This window comes from Streptomyces sp. NPDC004284 (genome assembly GCF_042874035.1).
Lineage (GTDB): Bacteria > Actinomycetota > Actinomycetes > Streptomycetales > Streptomycetaceae > Streptomyces.
The window spans coordinates 118,411-135,862 of record NZ_JBIAMJ010000021.1 but is presented as its reverse complement, the minus strand read 5'-3'; the positions used below and the strand labels follow the sequence as shown (position 1 = coordinate 135,862).

Sequence of the window (17,452 nt, the reverse complement as noted above, 5' to 3'; positions counted from 1 at the left end):
GGTCGAAGCTCCCGTTCGAAGCACGCAAGACCGCCCGTCAGGCCGACCGGGCTTTCGCACGCCCGGCACCGACCGCGATCACCCGAGCAAGACTCCCGTGCGATCGACAAGCCCCGCGATCGGTACGACAACGGCCTCTCAGGTCACGGGGAGTAGACAAGCGGCGCCGGGGCCGCGCCCCCGGGGGCGCAGGGAGCAGGCGCTCATCCTGCACACCCCCGACCACTGCGAGGGACCATCCCCGCGGACGCGGGGAGCAGTCGCTCCCAGTGGCAGTCGCCAGCACGAGCTGCCGGCCAGGCGGGGCGGAACCGACCAGTGGTCCCCGGGAGGTTGCATGGTCTTGGACAGGCGGCGTGTGCAGACGGCCGTGATCGGTGACGTGGTGTCCGAGTCCCCGGTGGTCTTGCCGCTGGAAGCGGTGGAGCTCAATGAGTTCCGGCGCCTGCGCGCCGGTGACGGGCTGACGGTGGATGTGGAGGCCGCCCGCAAGGCGGCCTCCACATTCCGGTGGCCCTGGGGTCAGTGCCGGACCCTCCAGGACTGCTGGTCCTGGAGGGTGGCGGCGATCGCCGGGTCGCGCACGGCGTCGGTGCGGTCGGTGACGATGACGGTGAGGCTGTGGCTGCGGAGGTCCCGCGAGTCCAGGTGGAGCGCGGCGACGGGCACGGCGGTCCGGCCCGCCTGAGCGGTCAGCGGCTTGCCGTCGAGGTACCACTGGACGTCGAGCTGCTGCTCGCCCGCCAGCCGCGGCACCTCGACGCGCGCGGTGTCGAGCTGGCGCAGCGTGCGGTCGGTGGGGGTAAGGGGGGTCGCGACGGAGGCGTGGCGGTAGAAGCCGGCGATCATCGCTTCGCGGCCGGGGAGGTTGAAGGGCTTGCCGAGCACCCGCATGATCGAGGCGTCGGTGGGCCGGTTGAGGCCGGCCACGTAGTAGCCGCCGCCCTGGTACGCGCCGACCGTGCCGCCGTCGGGAGAGGTCTCGCCGAGCCAGCGGTACCACTTGGTCCGCTGGACGCCGATGGCGTCCGCGCTCAGGGTGGAGATGTTGGATTCCGCGGGCTCCGCGCCGGTGTACTGCTCGTATCCGGGGTAGCCGGGGTAGAAGTACTCGTCGGCGAGCTTGCCGAGCGAGTGGCCGGTCTCGTGGATGGCGACCTGGCCGGACCGGTCGTTGCGGGCGGAGGCGGTGGAGATGCCCTCGTAACCGAGCGTCTTGCTGGGCGTGTTGTAGCCGGCGCCGCCGTACTTGGTGCTGTTGGACAGGACGATGACGAGGTCGGCCTCGGGAGCCTTGGCGACGTACGAGTCGACCTTCTGCTCGTCGATGCAGAGCAGCCGCTCGATGCCGTCGCACCAGAAGTACGAGCCGAGGGCGGTGTCCTTGACGACGTCCCGGCCCGGGTCGCCGGAGACTCCGGAGTCGTTCGAGACGGCGTCGACGGTCCAGACGTTGAAGAGGTTCTGGTAGGTGGTGTACGGCTCGACGGCCGTCACCTCGGCCCACTTCTCCTTGGCGTCGACGTGGAACTGGTTCAGTTCGGCGGCGGTGTAGCCGTCGCCGATGACGACCACGTCGAGGCGGTCGGCGGTGGGGCCGTTGTCGACGACCTTGGTGACATCGCTGTCGGCCCGGGTCTCGGCCGCAGAGAGCGGGGCGGTGGTAAGGGACTTGCGGGCGGACGGCACCCAGGTGTAGCCGGAGCCGGCCTCGTGGTGCCCGTGCTGACCGCTTTCGACGTGTTCGTGGCCGGGTATCTCGACCTTGACCCGCCCGGTCGTCTCCGGGCCGGTGCCCGCGGAAGCGGAGCCGGGGGTGACGGCGAGGGCGGTCATGACGGCGGCGGCCATCGTGGCCGCCGCCATTGATCTACGTATGGACGGGCGCAACGGTCTCTCCCCAGGACAAGCATCTTAAGTGCACGTATCAACGCGGTTAACAGGACGCTTAACATAGGGCTCCCTGCCAGTGCCGCACAATGCCCTTGCGGATGTGAAACCGCGGAAGAGGAACGCACCATGGACGAACCGGCAGTCATCGGACAGCGCGTACAGCGCCTGCGTGCCGAACGAGGCCTGACGCAGCGGCAACTGGCCGAGCCCGCCTACACGGCCGCGTACATCTCCACACTGGAGTCCGGCAGGGTCCGCCCCTCCGAGACCGCTCTGCGCTTCCTGGCCGAGCGGCTCGACACCACCTACGAGGAGCTGGCCACCGGCCGCCCCGCCCGGCTCGCCACCGAGCTGCGCCTCGCCCTCACCGACGCCCGCCGCCTGCTCGCCACCGGCACCCTCGGCGAGGCGACCGCTCGCTACCGGGAACTGCTCGCCGAGGCCGAGGAACTCGCCCTGGAACCCGAGCGGGCCGACGCGCTCACCGGGCTCGGCGAATGCGCCCTGGAGAGCGGCGAGCTGAACTCCGCCCGAGAGCACTTCGAGTCGGCGGAGCGACTCCTCACGTCGGTCGGCACGCCGCTCCCCCGCCGGGTCCGCGCCCTGCGCGGTCGGGCCGTCGCGCACCTGCTCGCCGGTGAACTGCGGTACGCCTGTTACGTCCTGGAGACCGCGCTCGACGAACTGAACGCCCAGGGCCTGCACGACCCGGATGCCCTGATGCTGCTGTACGCCTCCTCCATCGGCCCGTACATGGACATGGGCGCGCACGCCCGGGCCGCCCGGGCCGCCGAACTCGCCCTGGCCCTGACCCCGCAGGTCTCCGACCCGGGCCTGGTCGCCGGCATGCACCGCAGCGTGGCGCGCACCCTGCTCGCCGAGGGACGGGTCGCCGAGGCCGACGCCTCACTCGCCAAGGCACAGGACCTCTACCAGCAGCTGCAGACTCGCACCGAGCTGGCCCACTGCCACTGGATGCACGGCTATGTGCACGCCCAGAACGGGGACCTGGAGGGCGCCGAGCGCGAGCTGCGCACCGCCCGCGAGATGCTCACCGCCCGCCGTGCCGCCCTGTACGCGGCGCAGGTCGAGGTCGAACTGGCCGATGTGCTGCGCCGACGGGGGAAACACGAGGAGGCGGTGGCCCTGCTGTCCCGGCTGCTGGAGCTCGGTGCGGGCCTCGGCGACGGACGCGGCGCCGTCCACGCCGCGGGCGCCCGCCGGCTGCTGGGGCTGATCTCCGAGGAGGAGGGCGCGGACGAGCACGCCGAGGAACACTACGTGCTGGCCCTGGCCCTGCTGGAGCGCAGCGGGGCGGCGGGCGATCTGGCAGATACATGCCGACTGCTGGGCGATCTGCTGCGGCGTACGGGCCGCACGGAGGCCGCACTCGACGTATACCGCACCGGCCTCGGCCATCGGGCGGTACCGGGCACGACCACGCTCGGCCCGGCGCCCGCGGCGCCGCCCTTCCGCGGCGCCTGGTGATGCCGGCTCCCGGTGATGGCTCCGTCCACGTCGAAGAGCGGCGTTTCTCGACACGCAAACAGGAGCGCCCGTCCACCCGGACATCATCGGCTTCCATCAGGAGGCCCCCAGATCGCAGGGACGTTCGAGGTCGCCCACGACCTGACCGCAGTCATACCGGTGAAACCGGACCACCCGAGTTCTCCGGCTCCACGCGCAGCATGCCGGCCGGCACCGCAGTACGCGCCAGCCTCGACCAGGCCGTACAAAACCACCTCCACACATGGCTGGACACACCCCCCGAACAAGCCACAGCCATCACCAACCACATCACCCACGACACCCACCAGAACTGAACAACCACAAACCACGTGGACGTGCAGGTCGTCACGGACCCAGTCGGCGAGATTCTGTGGTTGTCGCCGGCGTTGCCGGGCCAGACCCACGACCTCGCGGTCGCCCGCACCCACACAAGATCCTCCCGATCTGCGCGCGCCAGGGCGCCCCGATCCTCGCCGACATGGCCTACATCGGTACGGGCGACTGGGTCACCACCGCCAAGCGCCGCCCGCCCCACGGCGAGCTCACCCTCACCGAGCGGACCGAAAACCGGCCCTGTCCGCGGCCCAAGCCCCCGTCGAACGAGGCATGGCGCGGCTGAGGTCCTGGCAGATCTTCCGTAGATCCCGCATCAGCCCCAACCGCATGAGCGTCATCACCGAAGCCGTCCTCACCCTGGAGAGGCACCGCTGAAACGCCCAGCGAACCTCTTTCATCCTGAATAGCTGCAGGTCAGCAACGTGTGATGGGTTGGATGGTGGCGCCGATGCGGCTGGTGGAGCATCGGGCCCGCCGGAGTAGCCGCCAGGACTTCAGTCAGGCGGAGGCGCGTTCGCCAGGCGCCCTCAGTCGGGCGTGGTCACGGTGGAACTGCTGGTAACGCTCGGGCTGTTCGCGGTGGTGGTAGTACGAGGTGCGGAGAGCGGTGCCGGCGCCCCGGTAGGCGCGGTGGGCCAGGACGAGGATCTGCCGGGTGGGGTAGGCCTGGACGATGCCGTGAGAGCGGGCCGCGGTCAGATCGTGGGTGCGCCCCGGTGGGGCCGGGGAGAACCAGAGGGGTGTACCGTCCGGGCGATGACCTGGACGTTCATGCCGTGGTGCTGGTGCTTTGGGAAGTAGTACGGCTCGTCCGCCGCGAGGCGGTCGGTAGGGATCAGGGTGCCGTCGACGTAGCGCCAGGCCGTCGCGGTCGAGATGCCGAACCCGGCCGCGAGCTGGGCGAACGTCTTGTTCTTCCGAAGGTGGACCAGGACGAGCAGTGCCTGTTTGAAGCAACCGAGCCTTCTCCACGGCGAGTTCATTTCATGCCTTCGGGCGTGGATGAGCCAGGAGACATGCTCGACGAGCTCGTGCGGGACGTCGAGCGTGGAAGGAGACGAAACCAACAGGCCCCCCGGTCGCTTGTGTGATGAGTGGAATCACCACACAAGCGACCAGGGGTCCTGCCCTGTCACACTCCCGCCCATCAGGCCGTTTCACCCTCCCGGCACAGGATGAGAAAGGTCCGGTGCTCCCTCCGAGGGACAGCTGTGGGTGGCGCATGCCTCCCTTGCTCGGCAGGGCGCGACACTCGACGGATGCTCAGCAGCCTCCGCGACCGCGCGCTCCCCGACCACCAGCGAAGGACTCTGGAGGAGTTGGAGGAGGATCTGGACCTGTCGGCCGGGGACACCCGTGCGAAGCAGTCGGCTTTCTGGTCCATGCTGTTCCTGTCCGCTGTCATCGCGGCCGGCGGAGTGCTGACGGATTCGACGGCCACGGTGATCGGCGCGATGATCATCGCGCCGCTGTCCACGCCGATCATGGGTATCGCCCTCGGCGCCGTGCAGCGCCGGCGGTCGACGGCGGTTCTGTTCGTCGTCGCCGGCGGGATGCTGGTCGTGGTGCTGGGAGCCTTGTTCTCGCTGGTGCTGCCGGCCTCATACGACCTGCTGTCCAACAGCCAGATCTCCAGTCGGACCTCGCCCGGCCTGATGGACCTGGTCGCCGCGCTCGCCACCGGTTTCGCAGGCGCTCTGGCGCTCTCCCGCCGGGACGTCGCCGCGGTCCTGCCCGGAGTGGCGATCGCCATCTCGCTGGTGCCGCCGCTGGTGGTGACCGGCGTGTGCCTCGGGCAGGCCGCGTGGTGGCTGACTCTGGGATCGTTCGTGCTGTTCGTGTCGAACCTGCTGGCCCTTGTGTTCGCCGGCATGGTGGTGTTCGGAGGCCTGGGATACGCGACGGCCGACCGCGGCGAGGAGACGGGCGGCACGCGCAGGACCTACCTGGCGCTCGGCCTGCTGTTCGGTGCGGTCGGCGTGCTGCTGGCGGCGAACACCGCGGCCACCGTTCTGGTGCAGCTGTGGACCACACGCGCCACGAACAGCGCCACGCAGTGGCTGGCGGCATCACCCGGCGCGTCCGTCGTCAACGTCAGCGCGCAGTCACGAACCCTCTACATCCAGGTCCGCGCGCCGGGAGACCTGCCCCCGGTCGAGACGCTCCTCGCCGATCTCCAGGGGCAGATCCCCGACGGAGTGCCCGTCGTGGTCGTCACCAACGAAGGCCGCCGGGTCCAGGCCGGACGGGTCGGAGACTGACCGGCTGTCCGGGCGTGCGAGTCCTTCGGTGGTCTTCCGCTCCGCCGTGCCCCACGGTCTCGCTGCCCTGGCTGGTTCACACGGCCGCGGTGTTGCCGGCGCCCAGCGGATCGGCCGCGTACAGCCGCACCGTCATCCTGAACTCGCGCGTGGACCCCCGCTCCAGAACGATCAGCCGCCCCTCCCGGGGCGCCGCGGGCTCGGCGATCCCGTGGTCCGCGTCCACGGGGCAGGCGTACTGCCGTCCCAGGACGAACTGACCGTCCCTGTGCCGCTCCCGGGTCTGGATCCGTCGGAGGCTGCGGCCCAGCCGGTCCTTGCCGTCCGGTCAGTTGGCCCTCCAGCGCCGCGACGAGGGTGCGGCCACCCGGCAGCAGGGTCAGGAACTCGAAGGTCTGGTTGACGGTGGGCCGGCCCTGCGGGCGATCCGGAACGCGGGCGGGACCGACAACGCGGCCACCACCCGGCCGGTGCGTGAGTAGCGGCGGACGGCCGGCGCCGTCTCGTCGGTGACGGGATAGCTGCCGTCCCGGTCGAGCGCGAGGTCTGGGATCGCGCGGACCGGCTTCCCGTCCGGGGTGGCCTTGTCGAGCGCGTCCGAGAAGCCGGCCACGGACGTGTACGGGGAGCGGGCGTGGTCCCCGGGGACCGGCGGACCGGCGGCAGCCGTCGGGGCCGGCAGCGTACAGGGCACGGCTGTGGCCGTCGTGACGGGCAGGAGTGCGCGAAGGCGCATGAAGCCTGTTCCTTCTGACGCGGCGGTTCGAACGGTTCGGCAGTCGGGTGCGAGGACTGCCGAACCACCACAGGGCGAATCGAAACGAACAGGAAGGAGGAGCGGAGACTTGGCAGCGAATCTGCCGACTCCCGTTCATGTGCTGAAGTGCCCCCGCCGGGACGGGGGCACTTCGCGGAACGGCGTGCCGCTGAGGTCAGGTCAGGTCGAGGGGAAGAGCGAGCAGGGCGTTCTCGATGAGTTCGGGCATGGCAGGGTGGATCCAGTACTGGCCGGTGGCCATGGCACGGGCGTCCAGGCCGAAGGCCATGGCCTGGACGAGCGGCTGGATCAGCGTCGGAGCCTCGGGGCCGACGATGTGCGCGCCCAGGATCTCGCCGGTGGCCGGATCGGCCAGGACCTTGGCGAAGCCGGGGGCGTCCTCCATGGCCCAGCCGTACGCGATGCCGCTGTACTCGCGCGTCGCCGTCACGTACGGGCGGCCGGACGCATGGGCCTCCTGCTCGGTCAGGCCGACCGCGGCGATCTTCGGCGAGGAGAAGACGGCGTGCGGGACGTGCCGGTGGTCGGTGGCGCGGAGGGCGTCGGGGTGGAGCAGGTTGTGCTGGACGACTCGGGCCTCGTGGTTGGCGACGTGCTTGAGCTGCCAGGGCGAGGAGACGTCGCCGAGCGCCCACACCCCGGGCACGGAGGTGGCCTGGTGCGCGTCCACGGCGATCCGGCCGTCGGCGTGGAGGTCGAGCCCGCCGGCGGCGGCGTCCACGAGGTCGGAGTTGGGCCGACGGCCGACGGCCACCAGCAGCTCGTCGGTGTCGACGCTCTCCGCTCCCTGGGGGCCTTCCAGGTCGAGACGCAGCGTGCCGCCCGGGCCACGGTCGGCGCGCACCAGTTTGCGGTTGAGCCGGACGTCCCACTGGTCCTGGGCGAGTTCGGTGAAGAGGCGTGCGACGTCGGCGTCCTCGTGCCGCAGCAGGAGGTCGCCGCGGGCGATCAGGGTGATCTCCACGCCGAGGGAGGAGAAGACGTGGGCGAGTTCGGTGGCGACGAAACCCGAGCCGAGGACCGTCATGCGGCGCGGCAGCGCCTCCAGGCGCATGACGCTGTCGCTGGTGTGGAAGCCGAGCGTCTCGTCGAGGCCGGGCACGTCGGGCACGACGGGACGGCTGCCCGTCGCGACGACGATGCGGTCGGCCGTGAGCGTGATGGGCCCCTCGGCCGTGGCGACGATCAGACGGCGCTCGCCGATGAACCGTGCGGTACCGCGGTAGAGGGTGACTTTGTCATGTCCGCTCGCGCGGTAGCGCTCGCCGCCCTGCGCTATCGGGTCGATGCGGCCGAAGACCCGGTCCCGTACGGCGGGCCAGTCCACACCACGCAGGGCCAGGTCGACGCCCAGGGCCGCGCCGTGCTCGGGCGCTCGGGCGGTGTCGGCGGTGTGGACGAACATCTTCGTGGGGATGCAGCCGACGTTCAGGCACGTGCCGCCGTAGCTGTCCAGCGGGCCGATGCCCTTCTCGACGAAGGCGACCTTCCAATCCGCGAAACGCTCATCGACGATCGAGTTCCCGGAACCCGAGCCGATGATGACAAGATCGAAGTGCTGCTCCACGAAAGGTCTCCTTTTCGGGTCGCCGTGAGGGCGCTTTCAGGAAGTCCGTGCCGGTACCGACCATGATGGCGTGTGCGGCGCGGTCCTCCCTCCGCGCGAGGGGCCCTGCTCAGCGCCGGGTGCCGCCGCGGTTGTTTCCCACCTCTCGGTCCATCAGCTGTGCGAGACGCTCGAGGTCGTCGTGTACGGACTCCTTTTCCTCGGGCGCGGGTCGCTCGTCCCGTAGGCGCAGCGCCCGGGCGATGATCTGCGCGGCGCCCGTCAGGTCCTCTTTGGAGTCGGCAAGGAGGGATGCGTGGTGCACCGCCCGGGCGAAGGTCTCTTCGGGGGCCGGGCGGTGGTGCTGGTCGTCGCTCATCTGCTGCCCGACGCGGATGCGGCTGCCGCCCGGATCGGTCATGAGGAACTGCCGCACGCCGTGTGACGTGTTCTTCAGCGGCCCGATGCGCGGCAGCCCGCGGTTCGGTACTCGCCCGTACGCCGCCTTCGGTCGGCTCGGGTGGCGCCACCACGTGCGCCTCGATCCACTGCGCCGGCGGGCTGTTCTTCAGCACGGGCGGCTACGCCTCCCTGCTCCAGGTCGTCAACGCCCCGCGTCACGTACCCGGCGGGGAAGCGGCCCTCGTCACCCGGCGGTGACGGTGATGGAGCCATGAGCCGATGCGGGTCGACTGGCTGAGCGCCTTCGTCCTGTTCGCCGGCACGCTGGTGTTCGCCGTCGGCCTGCTCGACTCCTTCCTGCAAGGACTGACCGTCCAGCAGATCAACCGGCTCATCTGGGCCGTCGACGTGATCGGTTGCGTGCTCTTCCTGGTCTCCGGCCATCTCGCGTTCGCCGAGATCTGCCACGGTCGGCGCCGTGTCCTGTGGCGCATCCTCGGCTGGTGGATCGTCGCGGTGAACCAGCTGGGCTCCGTCGTCTTCATGGTCTCGGTACTCGCCGCCTCCACGCGCCCCGCCACCGGCAGCCTGATCGACGCGGACATCGCCGACCGGAACACGTTGACCGGCGCGCTCTGCTTCTCCGCGGGCGGGATCCTCCAGCAGTACGAACGTCCATGACGCACCGGCGCGGGACCGGCAGGTACAAGAGGGAGTGGCGGCCGAAACCCGTGTCCAGGCTGCCGGATGCCCAAGGCGTGCTGCTCGGCCGGCGTTCCAGGGGCGACGGACTGGTGGTGAAGGGACCAGGGGCAAGTTCAAGCCGCGTCCGTGATCTCGCTGTTCGACTTGGTCCCGCCTGGCTTTCGATACTCCTTCGGGCCGAGCGTTCCGGGCACAGGGGGATCCAGAATGAGCGTCGGCACGGAACCGGGGGCAGCAGACCACTCCTCTGCCGGAACCGGCAGCGAAGACCTCCCGACGAGGCGCTCCCGTTCTTGGAGTGTGGGAGAAGTAGCCGCAACCGTGTCCGCGGGGGCGGCAGTGGTCGGTGTGCCGCTGGTCGTCCTCGGCGTGGGCAGCCCCTCTCCGGGCAGATCCCGGTCCGAGCCCGAGCCAACGACGGTCATCGACGACGGCCCCGTCCCCATGCGGGTCGCCGTGTGGGCGAACTGAGGCCCGCCCTCCTCGTCGGCCGCGCCTCTTGCTCGTCACAGCACGGCGACGAGTCACCGGGCTCAGCGATCCAGGGCTGGGGCGACGTCAGGGCAGTCCACCCGGGTGCGTCGCGTTCTTGCGGAGCCGGAGCTGTTCGCGGGCGCGGCGAGGCTGGCTCCACTTGCCGAGAGCGTGGCAAATCGTCGGGAGAGCCTGCTGGGTGGGTGGCGTGTCGGACCACCCGTAATTCTGTGGCGGTTGGCTTCCGCGGTCTCTCTGGGCGTCGACGATCTCGTGGATGAAGGGGAATTCCTCCGGGGTGAGCTCTCACCGGGCCGGGGCTCCCGCCTCGTCGAGTAGGACGATCGCCTCGCCGAGGACCGGCTCCGGTGTCGGCACGGCCGTCGTCGGCCTCCTCGCCGCCGGCGGAGCGCCGAGCCTCACCGGCTCCCGCTCCGTGGAGGAGCACACGATGGAGGGGGCCGTCTGACGGGCCGGTCGCCGACGTGGCGGCCGGCCGGGTGTCCGTAGCCGGCTGCGGGCGGCGAGGGCGGTCGGCCGGTTTCCGTATCGGCGCCCGGCCGGCATGGTCCCGCAGGGGCGGCCGTTGTGGTTGTCTGCAGGACCAGCGCCCCGGTCGAAGGAGTAGCCGATGAGCAGTGTCCCCGTTCCCTTCCAGGTGTACGAGGCGGGAACGTACCTGCACGGCACGAAGGCGGACCTCGCTCCGGGGGATCTGCTGGTTCCCGGATACGCGTCCAACTACGAGGAGGGTCGCGTGTCCCGGAACGTGTACTTCTCCGAGACCCTGGACGCCGCCGTCTGGGGTGCCGAGCTCGCCGCCGGTGACGGCGAGGGACGGATCTACGTCGTGGAGCCGACCGGTCTCGTGGAAGACGACCCCAACGTCACCGACAAGAAGTTCCCCGGCAACCCGACCCGCTCCTACCGCACGAACGATCCCGTGCGGATCGTCTCGGAGCTCAAGGGCTGGGTCGGACACTCCCCCGAACAGATCAAGGCCATGCAAGAGGGGCTGGCCGACCTTCGACGCCGCGGCGCCGCCACGATCCTGGACTGACGCACGTCGGCGCCGCAGGCGGGTCGCACGGGACCGCCGGTGAACCGGCTCCGGTGGTCGAGCCTCCCGAGCGCCTCGGGGGGAACGGCCCGGCCGGCTGCCGTCGGCCGGCCGATGCGTTCGATCCCGCGTCATCGGCCGCCGGGCCGGCTCGCCGGCTCCGGGGTGTCCGTCACGATCTCGGGCTCCAGACCCTCGGCCGGGGTGGTGAGGGGGCGGCCGGTGTCGCCGCGCCAGGCCTCGAAGGCGAGGGTCGTCGCCGTCACCACCGTCGGTCCCAGCAGCCGCCCCCCGACCACGTCGCTCACGTAGTGCGCTCCGAGCGCGACGCGCGTGTAGCCGACGCCGAGTACCGCCACCGCCGCCAGGAGCCACGGCAGCGGCCGCCAGGCACGTGGGACCAGGGGAAGCAGGACCAGCAACAGGACGGCGCAGGAGGTGGTGGCCGTCACGGCGCGCCCGGAGGGGAAGGAGTAGCCGGGCGCGTCGGCGACGGCATCCGGCAGGTGCGGGCGGGCACGCTCGACCACGTCCTTGACCAGCAGCCCCACCAGCCCGCCGGCCGTCGCGGTGGCGGCCGCCCAGGCGGCGAGAGGGAACGCCCGCCGCCGCAGGAACCACACCACCACGCCTGCCACCAGGAGCCGCATCGTCGACGGCCCCCACCCCACGTGCGTGAGGAACTCCGGCAGCCGCACCCGGTTCGGACTGCCGAGGGCGGAACGGTGCAGCCGTTCGGCACGTCCTGGTCGAAGCGGTACAGCGGGGTCCAGTGCGACTCCACCAGCACGAGGGCGAGGGAGAACGGGACGGCCGCCAGGGCGGTGAGGGCCGTGCGCCCACCGCCAACCGCGCACCGAACCTCGTGTCTGGCCCGCCGAGGCCGGTCACGAGCCGCCCGAGACGGTGCCACCAGGTCCGGGTGGAACGGTCGGTCATGGTCGGTACGGTTCCTTTCCGGCGGGGACATCGGTGGGCCGGTCGTCTCAGACTCCGGGGTCCTCGGTGATCGGGGCCGCCCCCCACTCGTACGACCTCCAGCCGGGCGGCGACCGAGAGGCCCAGGAACAGCGCGAGGGAGGTGCGGTACGACCCCACAGCAGCAGTGCCACGAACGCGCTCAGGGGCCCGTACACCGTGGTGAAGGAGCCGACGGAGCCGACGTACAGGCTCAGGGCCCACGTGGCATCCAGCCAGGGCACGAGGTGGACGGTGGCGCCGAAGGCCAGCCAGGTGCAGCCCGGTTGGGCCCGTCGGGGCGAGCGGCGGAAGATGACGCTGGTGAGGTCGGCGCGCCGCGGATCGGTCGAGGGCGCGCCGCGTACCGGTCGGGGAGGGCGTACCGCGTACCGGTCGAGGAGGGCGTACCGCGTCGTAGCCGTTCGCTTTCGGGCGCGCGAACGACGCGGCTGCCGCGCGTCCTCTCGACGTCCGTCACGTCGCCGCCCCCGCCGCGACGCCTCCGTCGGGGAGGGTGGCCGCACGAGATACGGGAGGGGCGTCTCCTAGTCGGTCGGTTCCTGTGGCTCCGGCGTGGCCGGAGCGGCAGCCGGAGCTTCGTCCTGTTCCCCGGCGTCCTTCTGCGACTCGCCGTCCTCCTCGCCGGGGCTGGTCCGTCGGCGTGCACTGCCGGCGATCCGGATGTCCGGCGCCTCCGGCCCATGAACGGGCAGGTCCGGCGTGACAGGGTCCCGTGTCGCGGGAACGGGGTCGGGAAGCTGCGGTTCCTGGGTGCTCTGCATCAGTGCCACCCTGTTCGATGAAACATCGGTTTGATACCTCTGCTGCCCCGTTCCCCGGTCCTCACTCCTCAGCCGGTCGTGACCGACCGCGGGGAAGAAGGGTGGGAGCGATCATGCAGGGCAGGAGACCTCCGTGACGTCGAACATTCTCCGCACCCGTCGGAGCACGCCCGGGAACCGGTCCTTCGAGCTGCTCAGACGCATCCGCACCCGCCTGTGGAACACCGCCGTGCGGCTGTGGGAGGACAACATCGCCGACTACGCGGCGGCCCTCACCTACTACGCGGTACTGGCACTGGTGCCCGCCCTGCTCGTCTCGGTCTCCCTGGTGGGACTGGCCGGGACCCATACGCGCGAGCATCTGATCCGCGACCTCACCTCGTACGCTCCGCCCCAGTCGGCCCAGGTGCTCCGGGAGGCCCTGGAGGGCATCACCTCCTCGCCCTCCTCCCTGTGGCCGCTGCTCGTCAGCGGCGTCCTGAGCGCCCTGTGGTCGGCCTCCAGCTACCTGGCGGTCTTCCGGCGCGCCCTGCACGCGATGCACCGTCTGCCCGACACGCGCCGGCCGCTGCGTGCCGCCCACGTCCTCGTCCTCACCTCGGGCGCGCTGCTGGCCCTGCTCGTCACGGGCGCCGCGAGCCTCGTCGCGACCGGCCCGGTGGCCCGGCGGCTCGCGGCGGCCGCCGGCCTCTCGGGCACGGACGTCATGACCCTGCTGCGGTGGCCGGTGCTGCTGGTGATCGTCACGGCACTGATCCTGATCCTCTACCGGACGGGGCCCGTCCAGGGCCGTGGCCTGCGCCGGGGGTTCGCGGGTGGAGCCCTTGCGGCCATCCTGTGGCTCGGGGCCTCGGCGCTCTTCACCCTCTACACGCAGTTCGGGACCTACAGCCGCCTCTACGGTTCGCTGGCGGGAATCATCGTCTTCCTCGTGTGGCTGTGGTTCGGCAATCTGGCCCTGCTCGCCGGCGCGCAGTTCAACGCGGTGCGCGCACGGCAGGCAGGACGGTCCGACGACAAGCCGCGGGAAGTCGAGGCCGCCGCCTCCTACAGGTAGCGGCGGATGGGCAGTACCGCCGTCTCCAGGGCCCGCTGCAGAAGCGACCGCCGCTTCCAGCGGCCCGGGCGGATCGGCTCGCTGACCTTGAGGTCGTCGTCGTAGTGCGCGTCGAGGGCGGCGGTGAACTCGGAGTCCATGACGGCGAGCATGACCTCTTCGTCGCGGTCGAGGGAGCGGCGGTTGAAGTTCGTGGAGCCGATCAGGGACACGACGCCGTCCATGGTGATGACCTTCGCGTGCATCATGGTCGGCCGGTACTGGTGGATGCGCACTCCGTCGGCGGTCAGCGCCTCGTAGTGGTGCTGTCCCGCCGGCTGGCACACCCGCTTGTCCGTGTGGGGGCCGGGCAGCAGGATCTCGACTTCCACGCCGCGGCGGGCCGTGGCGCAGAGCAGGTCGATGAAGTAGGCGTCCGGGGCGAAGCAGGCGGTCGCCAGACGGATCCGTTCCTCCGCCGATTCGAGGATCACTCGTATCAGGGTCTGCACGTCCTGCCAGCCGACGTCGGCCGAACCGCGGACCGCCTGCACGATGGCGCTCCCGATCGGGGGGGGGTGGCCGACGAACCGGTCACGCTCGTCGAAGAGCTCCGTATGGCATTCGGCCCAGTTCTGGGCGAGGGCGGCGGCGATGCCGTCCACGACGGGGCCCCGGACCTCGACGTGGGTGTCCCGCCACTCGTCGGGGTCGCGGGCGTCGCCACACCATTCCTCGGCGATCCCGACGCCTCCGGTGAAGGCGGTCAGCTCGTCGACCACGAGGACCTTGCGGTGGCAGCGGTGGTTCTGCTTGAGCGGCGAGAGGTGGAGGGGCTTGCGGAACCACGCGACCTCGACTCCGGCCGCGCTCATCCGGTCCAGCAGGTCCAGCAGGTCCTTCTCGATCAGGCGGCTGCCGAAGCCGTCGAGAAGCAGCCGCACCCTCGCCCCCGCACGTGCCCGGTGGTCGGTCAGCGCTTCGGTGAAACGCCGCGCGATGTCGCCCCGCCAGTAGACGAAGGTCATCATGTCGACGGTGTGCCGCGCGTTGCCGATCGCGTCCAGCATCTCGGCGAAGATCTCGTCGCCGTTGCGCAGGGGGCGTACGGCGTCGTCCTCGGTCGCCGCGACGCCGATGAGCCGCTCCAGCCGCCGGCGTATGCGGTGGACCCGCTCGTCCACGGCGCCGCTGTCGGCGGAGGCGGCGGTCGCACCGCCGTGCGGTTGCTCTCTGTCAGACATCCCGGTCCCCCCTCGGGCGGGCCATCGACGACCAGGACCTTATCCGACGGCGTCCGGGACCAGGACGGGGACGCGGAGGGGGCACCGGCGCCCGGGGCCGAACGCCACCGACACCGGCACCGGCACCGGCACCGGCACCGGCCGACCTGTCGAGCGGTCCGCCCCCTCCCGGCCCCCACGGTGAGTGACACCTCGCCCTGCGGTGGCCTCGGAAGGGCTACGGGAAGCTCACCCCGTACCGCTGCCAAGCGTTCCACGTCCCGCTGGGCTGGCGGTACTTCGACCACCAGTACCCGTCGGTGCCGATGACTCCGATGAGGATGGAGTCCTGGGTGTAGTGCTGCTTGACCGCCACGGCGGACCGGGCCTCTCCGCCCATCGACTCCCAGCTGGACCAGCTGGTCCGCTGCGGATTGGTCCAGCGGGTCCACACCGCCGCGTCCGTGCCGATGACGAACTGCTGCAGTGCGCCGTCGCTGAAGACGTGCTCGGAGACCGGGTAGTCGCAGTTGATGGTGACACCGCCGAACTTGCAGTTCGACGCTTCCGCCGCCGGGGCCGTGGTCACCGCCAGGGTCGCGGCGGCGACCAACGCCATGACGCCGGCCTTGAGCTTTCGGTACTTCTGGAACTTCACCACGTTCTCCCATGATCTGAAGAGCCCGGCCGACGACACAGGCCAGGCCCTGAGGCAGCCCTCATCGTTTCCTGCGCCGCTTACGTCCCGCTAACGGATCACTCTCACGACGGGAATCCGGGGCAGGCCGGGCACTCGGACGACGTGAAGGGCCGGAGGCCGGAACCGCCGGAGTGCAGCGGGAATGGCTGGGCCAGGCGGTTCAGTTGCCGTACACATGAGCGATTCCCGTCGGTACGTCCCTGCTCCTGCCGGGCACCGCCGCTCCGGTCAGGCGACCGTCCGTGAACGCCTGGCGGCCGACCGTACCGACACGCTGGCGCGAATGGCGGCTCTGGGCCGGGACTTCGACGGGATCGTCGCGGCGAACGCCCTGGTCGCGGTCGACGACGAGCACGACCCCGAAGGAGGGACCACCGCCTTCGAGCGTGCCCATGTGGCCTCCCTGATGGAGCAGGCACACGGACACCTCGCCGAGCTGGACCGAGCCCTCCAGCGGCTCGAACGCGGCACCTACGGGCAGTGCGAGGCCTGCGGCAGGAGGATCCCGCCCGAGCGCCTGGAGATCCGACCGGCGGCAACGACGTGCGTGTCGTGCGCCGAGCCCAGCCGCCACCGGCCTCGACGGCCCGCGCACTGATCGCCGCCGTCCTCCGGCTCGGTCATGACCGAGCCGTCGAAAACGCGTCGCCCTTCGCGAGGGCGGCCCGCGTCGCCCGGGGCAGGCGGAACGGCATGCCCGCTCATGCGCGGACGGGTATCGCCCGGACTGCTCCGCATGCCTGACGACACCACGCAGACGAAGCGTGACGACCGGCCTGAGGAATCCCGGCGCGTGCGGCTCAGCCGGACGCTCGACGAGACGGACGCTCGACGAGGACTCGGAGTTGTACGACCGGGCCAGGCCACGGTGCCACCGGCCGAGCGGGGCTGTCGGAGCACGGCCGTCGAGGCAGGGCCGAGCATGGCCGCGGTCGCCCGGCGCAACCTGAGCGGTGCCACGGGCGTGGAGATCGTCACGGCCGACTTCGAGAGCCGGCCCTGCCGGAGGATTCGTACGACATGGTCTTCGCAGCGACCGCGTTCCACTGGATCGACCCGGCGGTGAGAACGGCGAAGGCCACCGAAGCGCTGCGTCCGGGCGGGGCGCTCGCCGTGGTGCGAACCCAGCATGTGAGCGGTGGTACCCAGGAGTTCTCCGTCGACGTCCAGCGCCGCTACGAACGCTTCGCTCCGGACACGACGCCTGGGGCGCGACCTCCGGAGGCCGCCGCCGTCGACGGCTCGGGCCACACCCGGGGGGGGTCGTGCGGAGCGGTGCGTTCGGACCCGCGGTCTTCCGCCGTTACGAGCAGGAGCTCACGTAACACCACGTCGGAGCACCTGAAGCCGCTTCAGACCTGCTCCGGTCACCGAGCTCTCTCAGAAGCCGCCAGGAACGGGCTGGCAGGGAAAGGCCCGGAAGACCGGTCGAGGGGACTGCGTCCGCAGTGCCTGAGGGGACGCGTCGCAGCGTCCCGAGGGCTACTCGCCCCTCCCTCGGGCATCAGACGCGGGCGCCGAGAAGTGAACGGACAAGGAGAACCCGCCCTTCACACGTATCTCGGCTGTTCCCACGCCGCCGCAGGCATCGGCCGGCTGGAGGCCCTGGGGTTCGCCACGTCGGCGCGGCAGCAGGACGAGGACGGTCGCATCGTGCACGCCGAGCTCCGTCTGGGCCACGCCGTGGTGAGGGTCGCACGTGCGGGCGCGGACGATGAGGTCCCCGCGCTCGACGGGTCGTCGACGGGAGCCGGACTTCACCTCTCCGCTCCCGACGTCGCCTCACC

General features: G+C 71.0%; 16 protein-coding genes and 4 pseudogenes. 10 read left to right on the top strand and 10 right to left on the bottom strand.

Annotation, left to right across the window (positions count from 1 at the left end):
• Positions 1-522: 522 nt before the first annotated feature.
• Positions 523-1,866, bottom strand: coding sequence for a M64 family metallopeptidase (locus ACFYUS_RS35255; protein ID WP_388861662.1), 1,344 nt, complete (start codon positions 1,864-1,866; stop codon positions 523-525).
• Between the two features lie 153 nt (positions 1,867-2,019).
• Between ACFYUS_RS35255 and ACFYUS_RS35250 the strand changes: the two genes are divergently transcribed.
• On the top strand, positions 2,020-3,381 hold the full coding sequence (locus tag ACFYUS_RS35250; RefSeq protein ID WP_388861660.1) for a tetratricopeptide repeat protein: 1,362 nt from the start codon (positions 2,020-2,022) through the stop codon (positions 3,379-3,381).
• 350 nt (positions 3,382-3,731) lie between these two features.
• Positions 3,732-4,113 (top strand): annotated as a pseudogene (locus tag ACFYUS_RS35245) (transposase family protein); the annotation flags it as partial.
• Positions 4,114-4,132: 19 nt separating this feature from the next.
• Here the strand turns inward: ACFYUS_RS35245 and ACFYUS_RS35240 are convergent.
• A pseudogene (locus ACFYUS_RS35240) lies at positions 4,133-4,845 on the bottom strand (transposase family protein).
• A 152-nt stretch (positions 4,846-4,997) separates the two neighbouring features.
• On the opposite strand from ACFYUS_RS35240, the gene ACFYUS_RS35235 reads away from it, so the two are divergent.
• Positions 4,998-5,999 (top strand): TIGR00341 family protein, encoded by a 1,002-nt coding sequence (locus tag ACFYUS_RS35235; protein ID WP_388861658.1) that lies wholly within the window; start codon positions 4,998-5,000, stop codon positions 5,997-5,999.
• 76 nt (positions 6,000-6,075) lie between these two features.
• Here the strand turns inward: ACFYUS_RS35235 and ACFYUS_RS35230 are convergent, their stop codons facing one another.
• From ACFYUS_RS35230 to ACFYUS_RS35215, 4 genes and pseudogenes are all read right to left on the bottom strand, one after another.
• On the bottom strand, positions 6,076-6,225 hold the full coding sequence (locus tag ACFYUS_RS35230) for a hypothetical protein (RefSeq protein WP_388861656.1): 150 nt from the start codon (positions 6,223-6,225) through the stop codon (positions 6,076-6,078).
• A gap of 153 nt (positions 6,226-6,378) precedes the next feature.
• Positions 6,379-6,735: a hypothetical protein gene (locus ACFYUS_RS35225; RefSeq protein ID WP_388861654.1), complete on the bottom strand. Its 357-nt coding sequence runs from the start codon at positions 6,733-6,735 to the stop codon at positions 6,379-6,381.
• Between the two features lie 196 nt (positions 6,736-6,931).
• Positions 6,932-8,344, bottom strand: a complete 1,413-nt coding sequence (locus ACFYUS_RS35220; protein ID WP_388861652.1) for a mycothione reductase — start codon at positions 8,342-8,344, stop codon at positions 6,932-6,934.
• Between the two features lie 109 nt (positions 8,345-8,453).
• Positions 8,454-8,831: pseudogene (locus ACFYUS_RS35215) on the bottom strand (VOC family protein); the annotation flags it as partial.
• Here ACFYUS_RS35215 and ACFYUS_RS35210 point away from each other — a divergent pair.
• The 4 genes from ACFYUS_RS35210 (at position 8,765) to arr (ending at position 10,964) form a co-directional block, all read left to right on the top strand.
• Entirely contained in the window at positions 8,765-8,983 is a 219-nt protein-coding gene (locus tag ACFYUS_RS35210) for a hypothetical protein (RefSeq protein WP_388861650.1), read from the top strand. The pseudogene ACFYUS_RS35215 and the gene ACFYUS_RS35210 overlap by 67 nt on opposite strands.
• A gap of 21 nt (positions 8,984-9,004) precedes the next feature.
• A complete protein-coding gene (locus ACFYUS_RS35205) occupies positions 9,005-9,406 on the top strand; it encodes a hypothetical protein (protein WP_388861648.1) in 402 nt (133 codons plus the stop codon).
• A 796-nt stretch (positions 9,407-10,202) separates the two neighbouring features.
• A complete protein-coding gene (locus ACFYUS_RS35200) occupies positions 10,203-10,373 on the top strand; it encodes a hypothetical protein (protein ID WP_388861646.1) in 171 nt (56 codons plus the stop codon).
• 162 nt (positions 10,374-10,535) lie between these two features.
• Positions 10,536-10,964 carry an NAD(+)--rifampin ADP-ribosyltransferase gene (gene arr, locus ACFYUS_RS35195; RefSeq protein WP_388861644.1) on the top strand — a complete coding sequence of 143 codons (429 nt, stop codon included), beginning with the start codon at positions 10,536-10,538 and terminating at the stop codon, positions 10,962-10,964.
• Positions 10,965-11,095: 131 nt separating this feature from the next.
• Here arr and ACFYUS_RS35190 read toward each other — a convergent pair whose 3' ends face one another.
• Both ACFYUS_RS35190 and ACFYUS_RS35185 read right to left on the bottom strand, forming a co-directional pair.
• Positions 11,096-11,602, bottom strand: a complete 507-nt coding sequence (locus tag ACFYUS_RS35190) for a phosphatase PAP2 family protein (RefSeq protein ID WP_388861642.1) — start codon at positions 11,600-11,602, stop codon at positions 11,096-11,098.
• Positions 11,603-11,950: 348 nt separating this feature from the next.
• Complete coding sequence (locus ACFYUS_RS35185) at positions 11,951-12,448, bottom strand: YhjD/YihY/BrkB family envelope integrity protein (protein ID WP_388861640.1); 498 nt, start codon at positions 12,446-12,448, stop codon at positions 11,951-11,953.
• A 391-nt stretch (positions 12,449-12,839) separates the two neighbouring features.
• Here ACFYUS_RS35185 and ACFYUS_RS35180 point away from each other — a divergent pair, with 391 nt between their 5' ends.
• Positions 12,840-13,763, top strand: coding sequence for a YihY/virulence factor BrkB family protein (locus ACFYUS_RS35180; protein ID WP_388861638.1), 924 nt, complete (start codon positions 12,840-12,842; stop codon positions 13,761-13,763).
• Here the strand turns inward: ACFYUS_RS35180 and ACFYUS_RS35175 are convergent.
• On the bottom strand, positions 13,754-14,986 hold the full coding sequence (locus ACFYUS_RS35175; protein ID WP_388861636.1) for a phosphatidylserine/phosphatidylglycerophosphate/cardiolipin synthase family protein: 1,233 nt from the start codon (positions 14,984-14,986) through the stop codon (positions 13,754-13,756). The two genes, ACFYUS_RS35180 and ACFYUS_RS35175, sit on opposite strands and share 10 nt — an antisense overlap.
• A gap of 217 nt (positions 14,987-15,203) precedes the next feature.
• On the bottom strand, positions 15,204-15,623 hold the full coding sequence (locus ACFYUS_RS35170; RefSeq protein ID WP_388861634.1) for a hypothetical protein: 420 nt from the start codon (positions 15,621-15,623) through the stop codon (positions 15,204-15,206).
• Positions 15,624-15,840: 217 nt separating this feature from the next.
• On the opposite strand from ACFYUS_RS35170, the gene ACFYUS_RS35165 reads away from it, so the two are divergent.
• Together ACFYUS_RS35165 and ACFYUS_RS35160 are read left to right on the top strand one after the other, a co-directional pair.
• Entirely contained in the window at positions 15,841-16,263 is a 423-nt protein-coding gene (locus tag ACFYUS_RS35165) for a TraR/DksA family transcriptional regulator (RefSeq protein ID WP_388861632.1), read from the top strand.
• Positions 16,264-16,401: 138 nt separating this feature from the next.
• Positions 16,402-17,069 (top strand): annotated as a pseudogene (locus tag ACFYUS_RS35160) (class I SAM-dependent methyltransferase); the annotation flags it as partial.
• Positions 17,070-17,452: the final 383 nt, after the last annotated feature.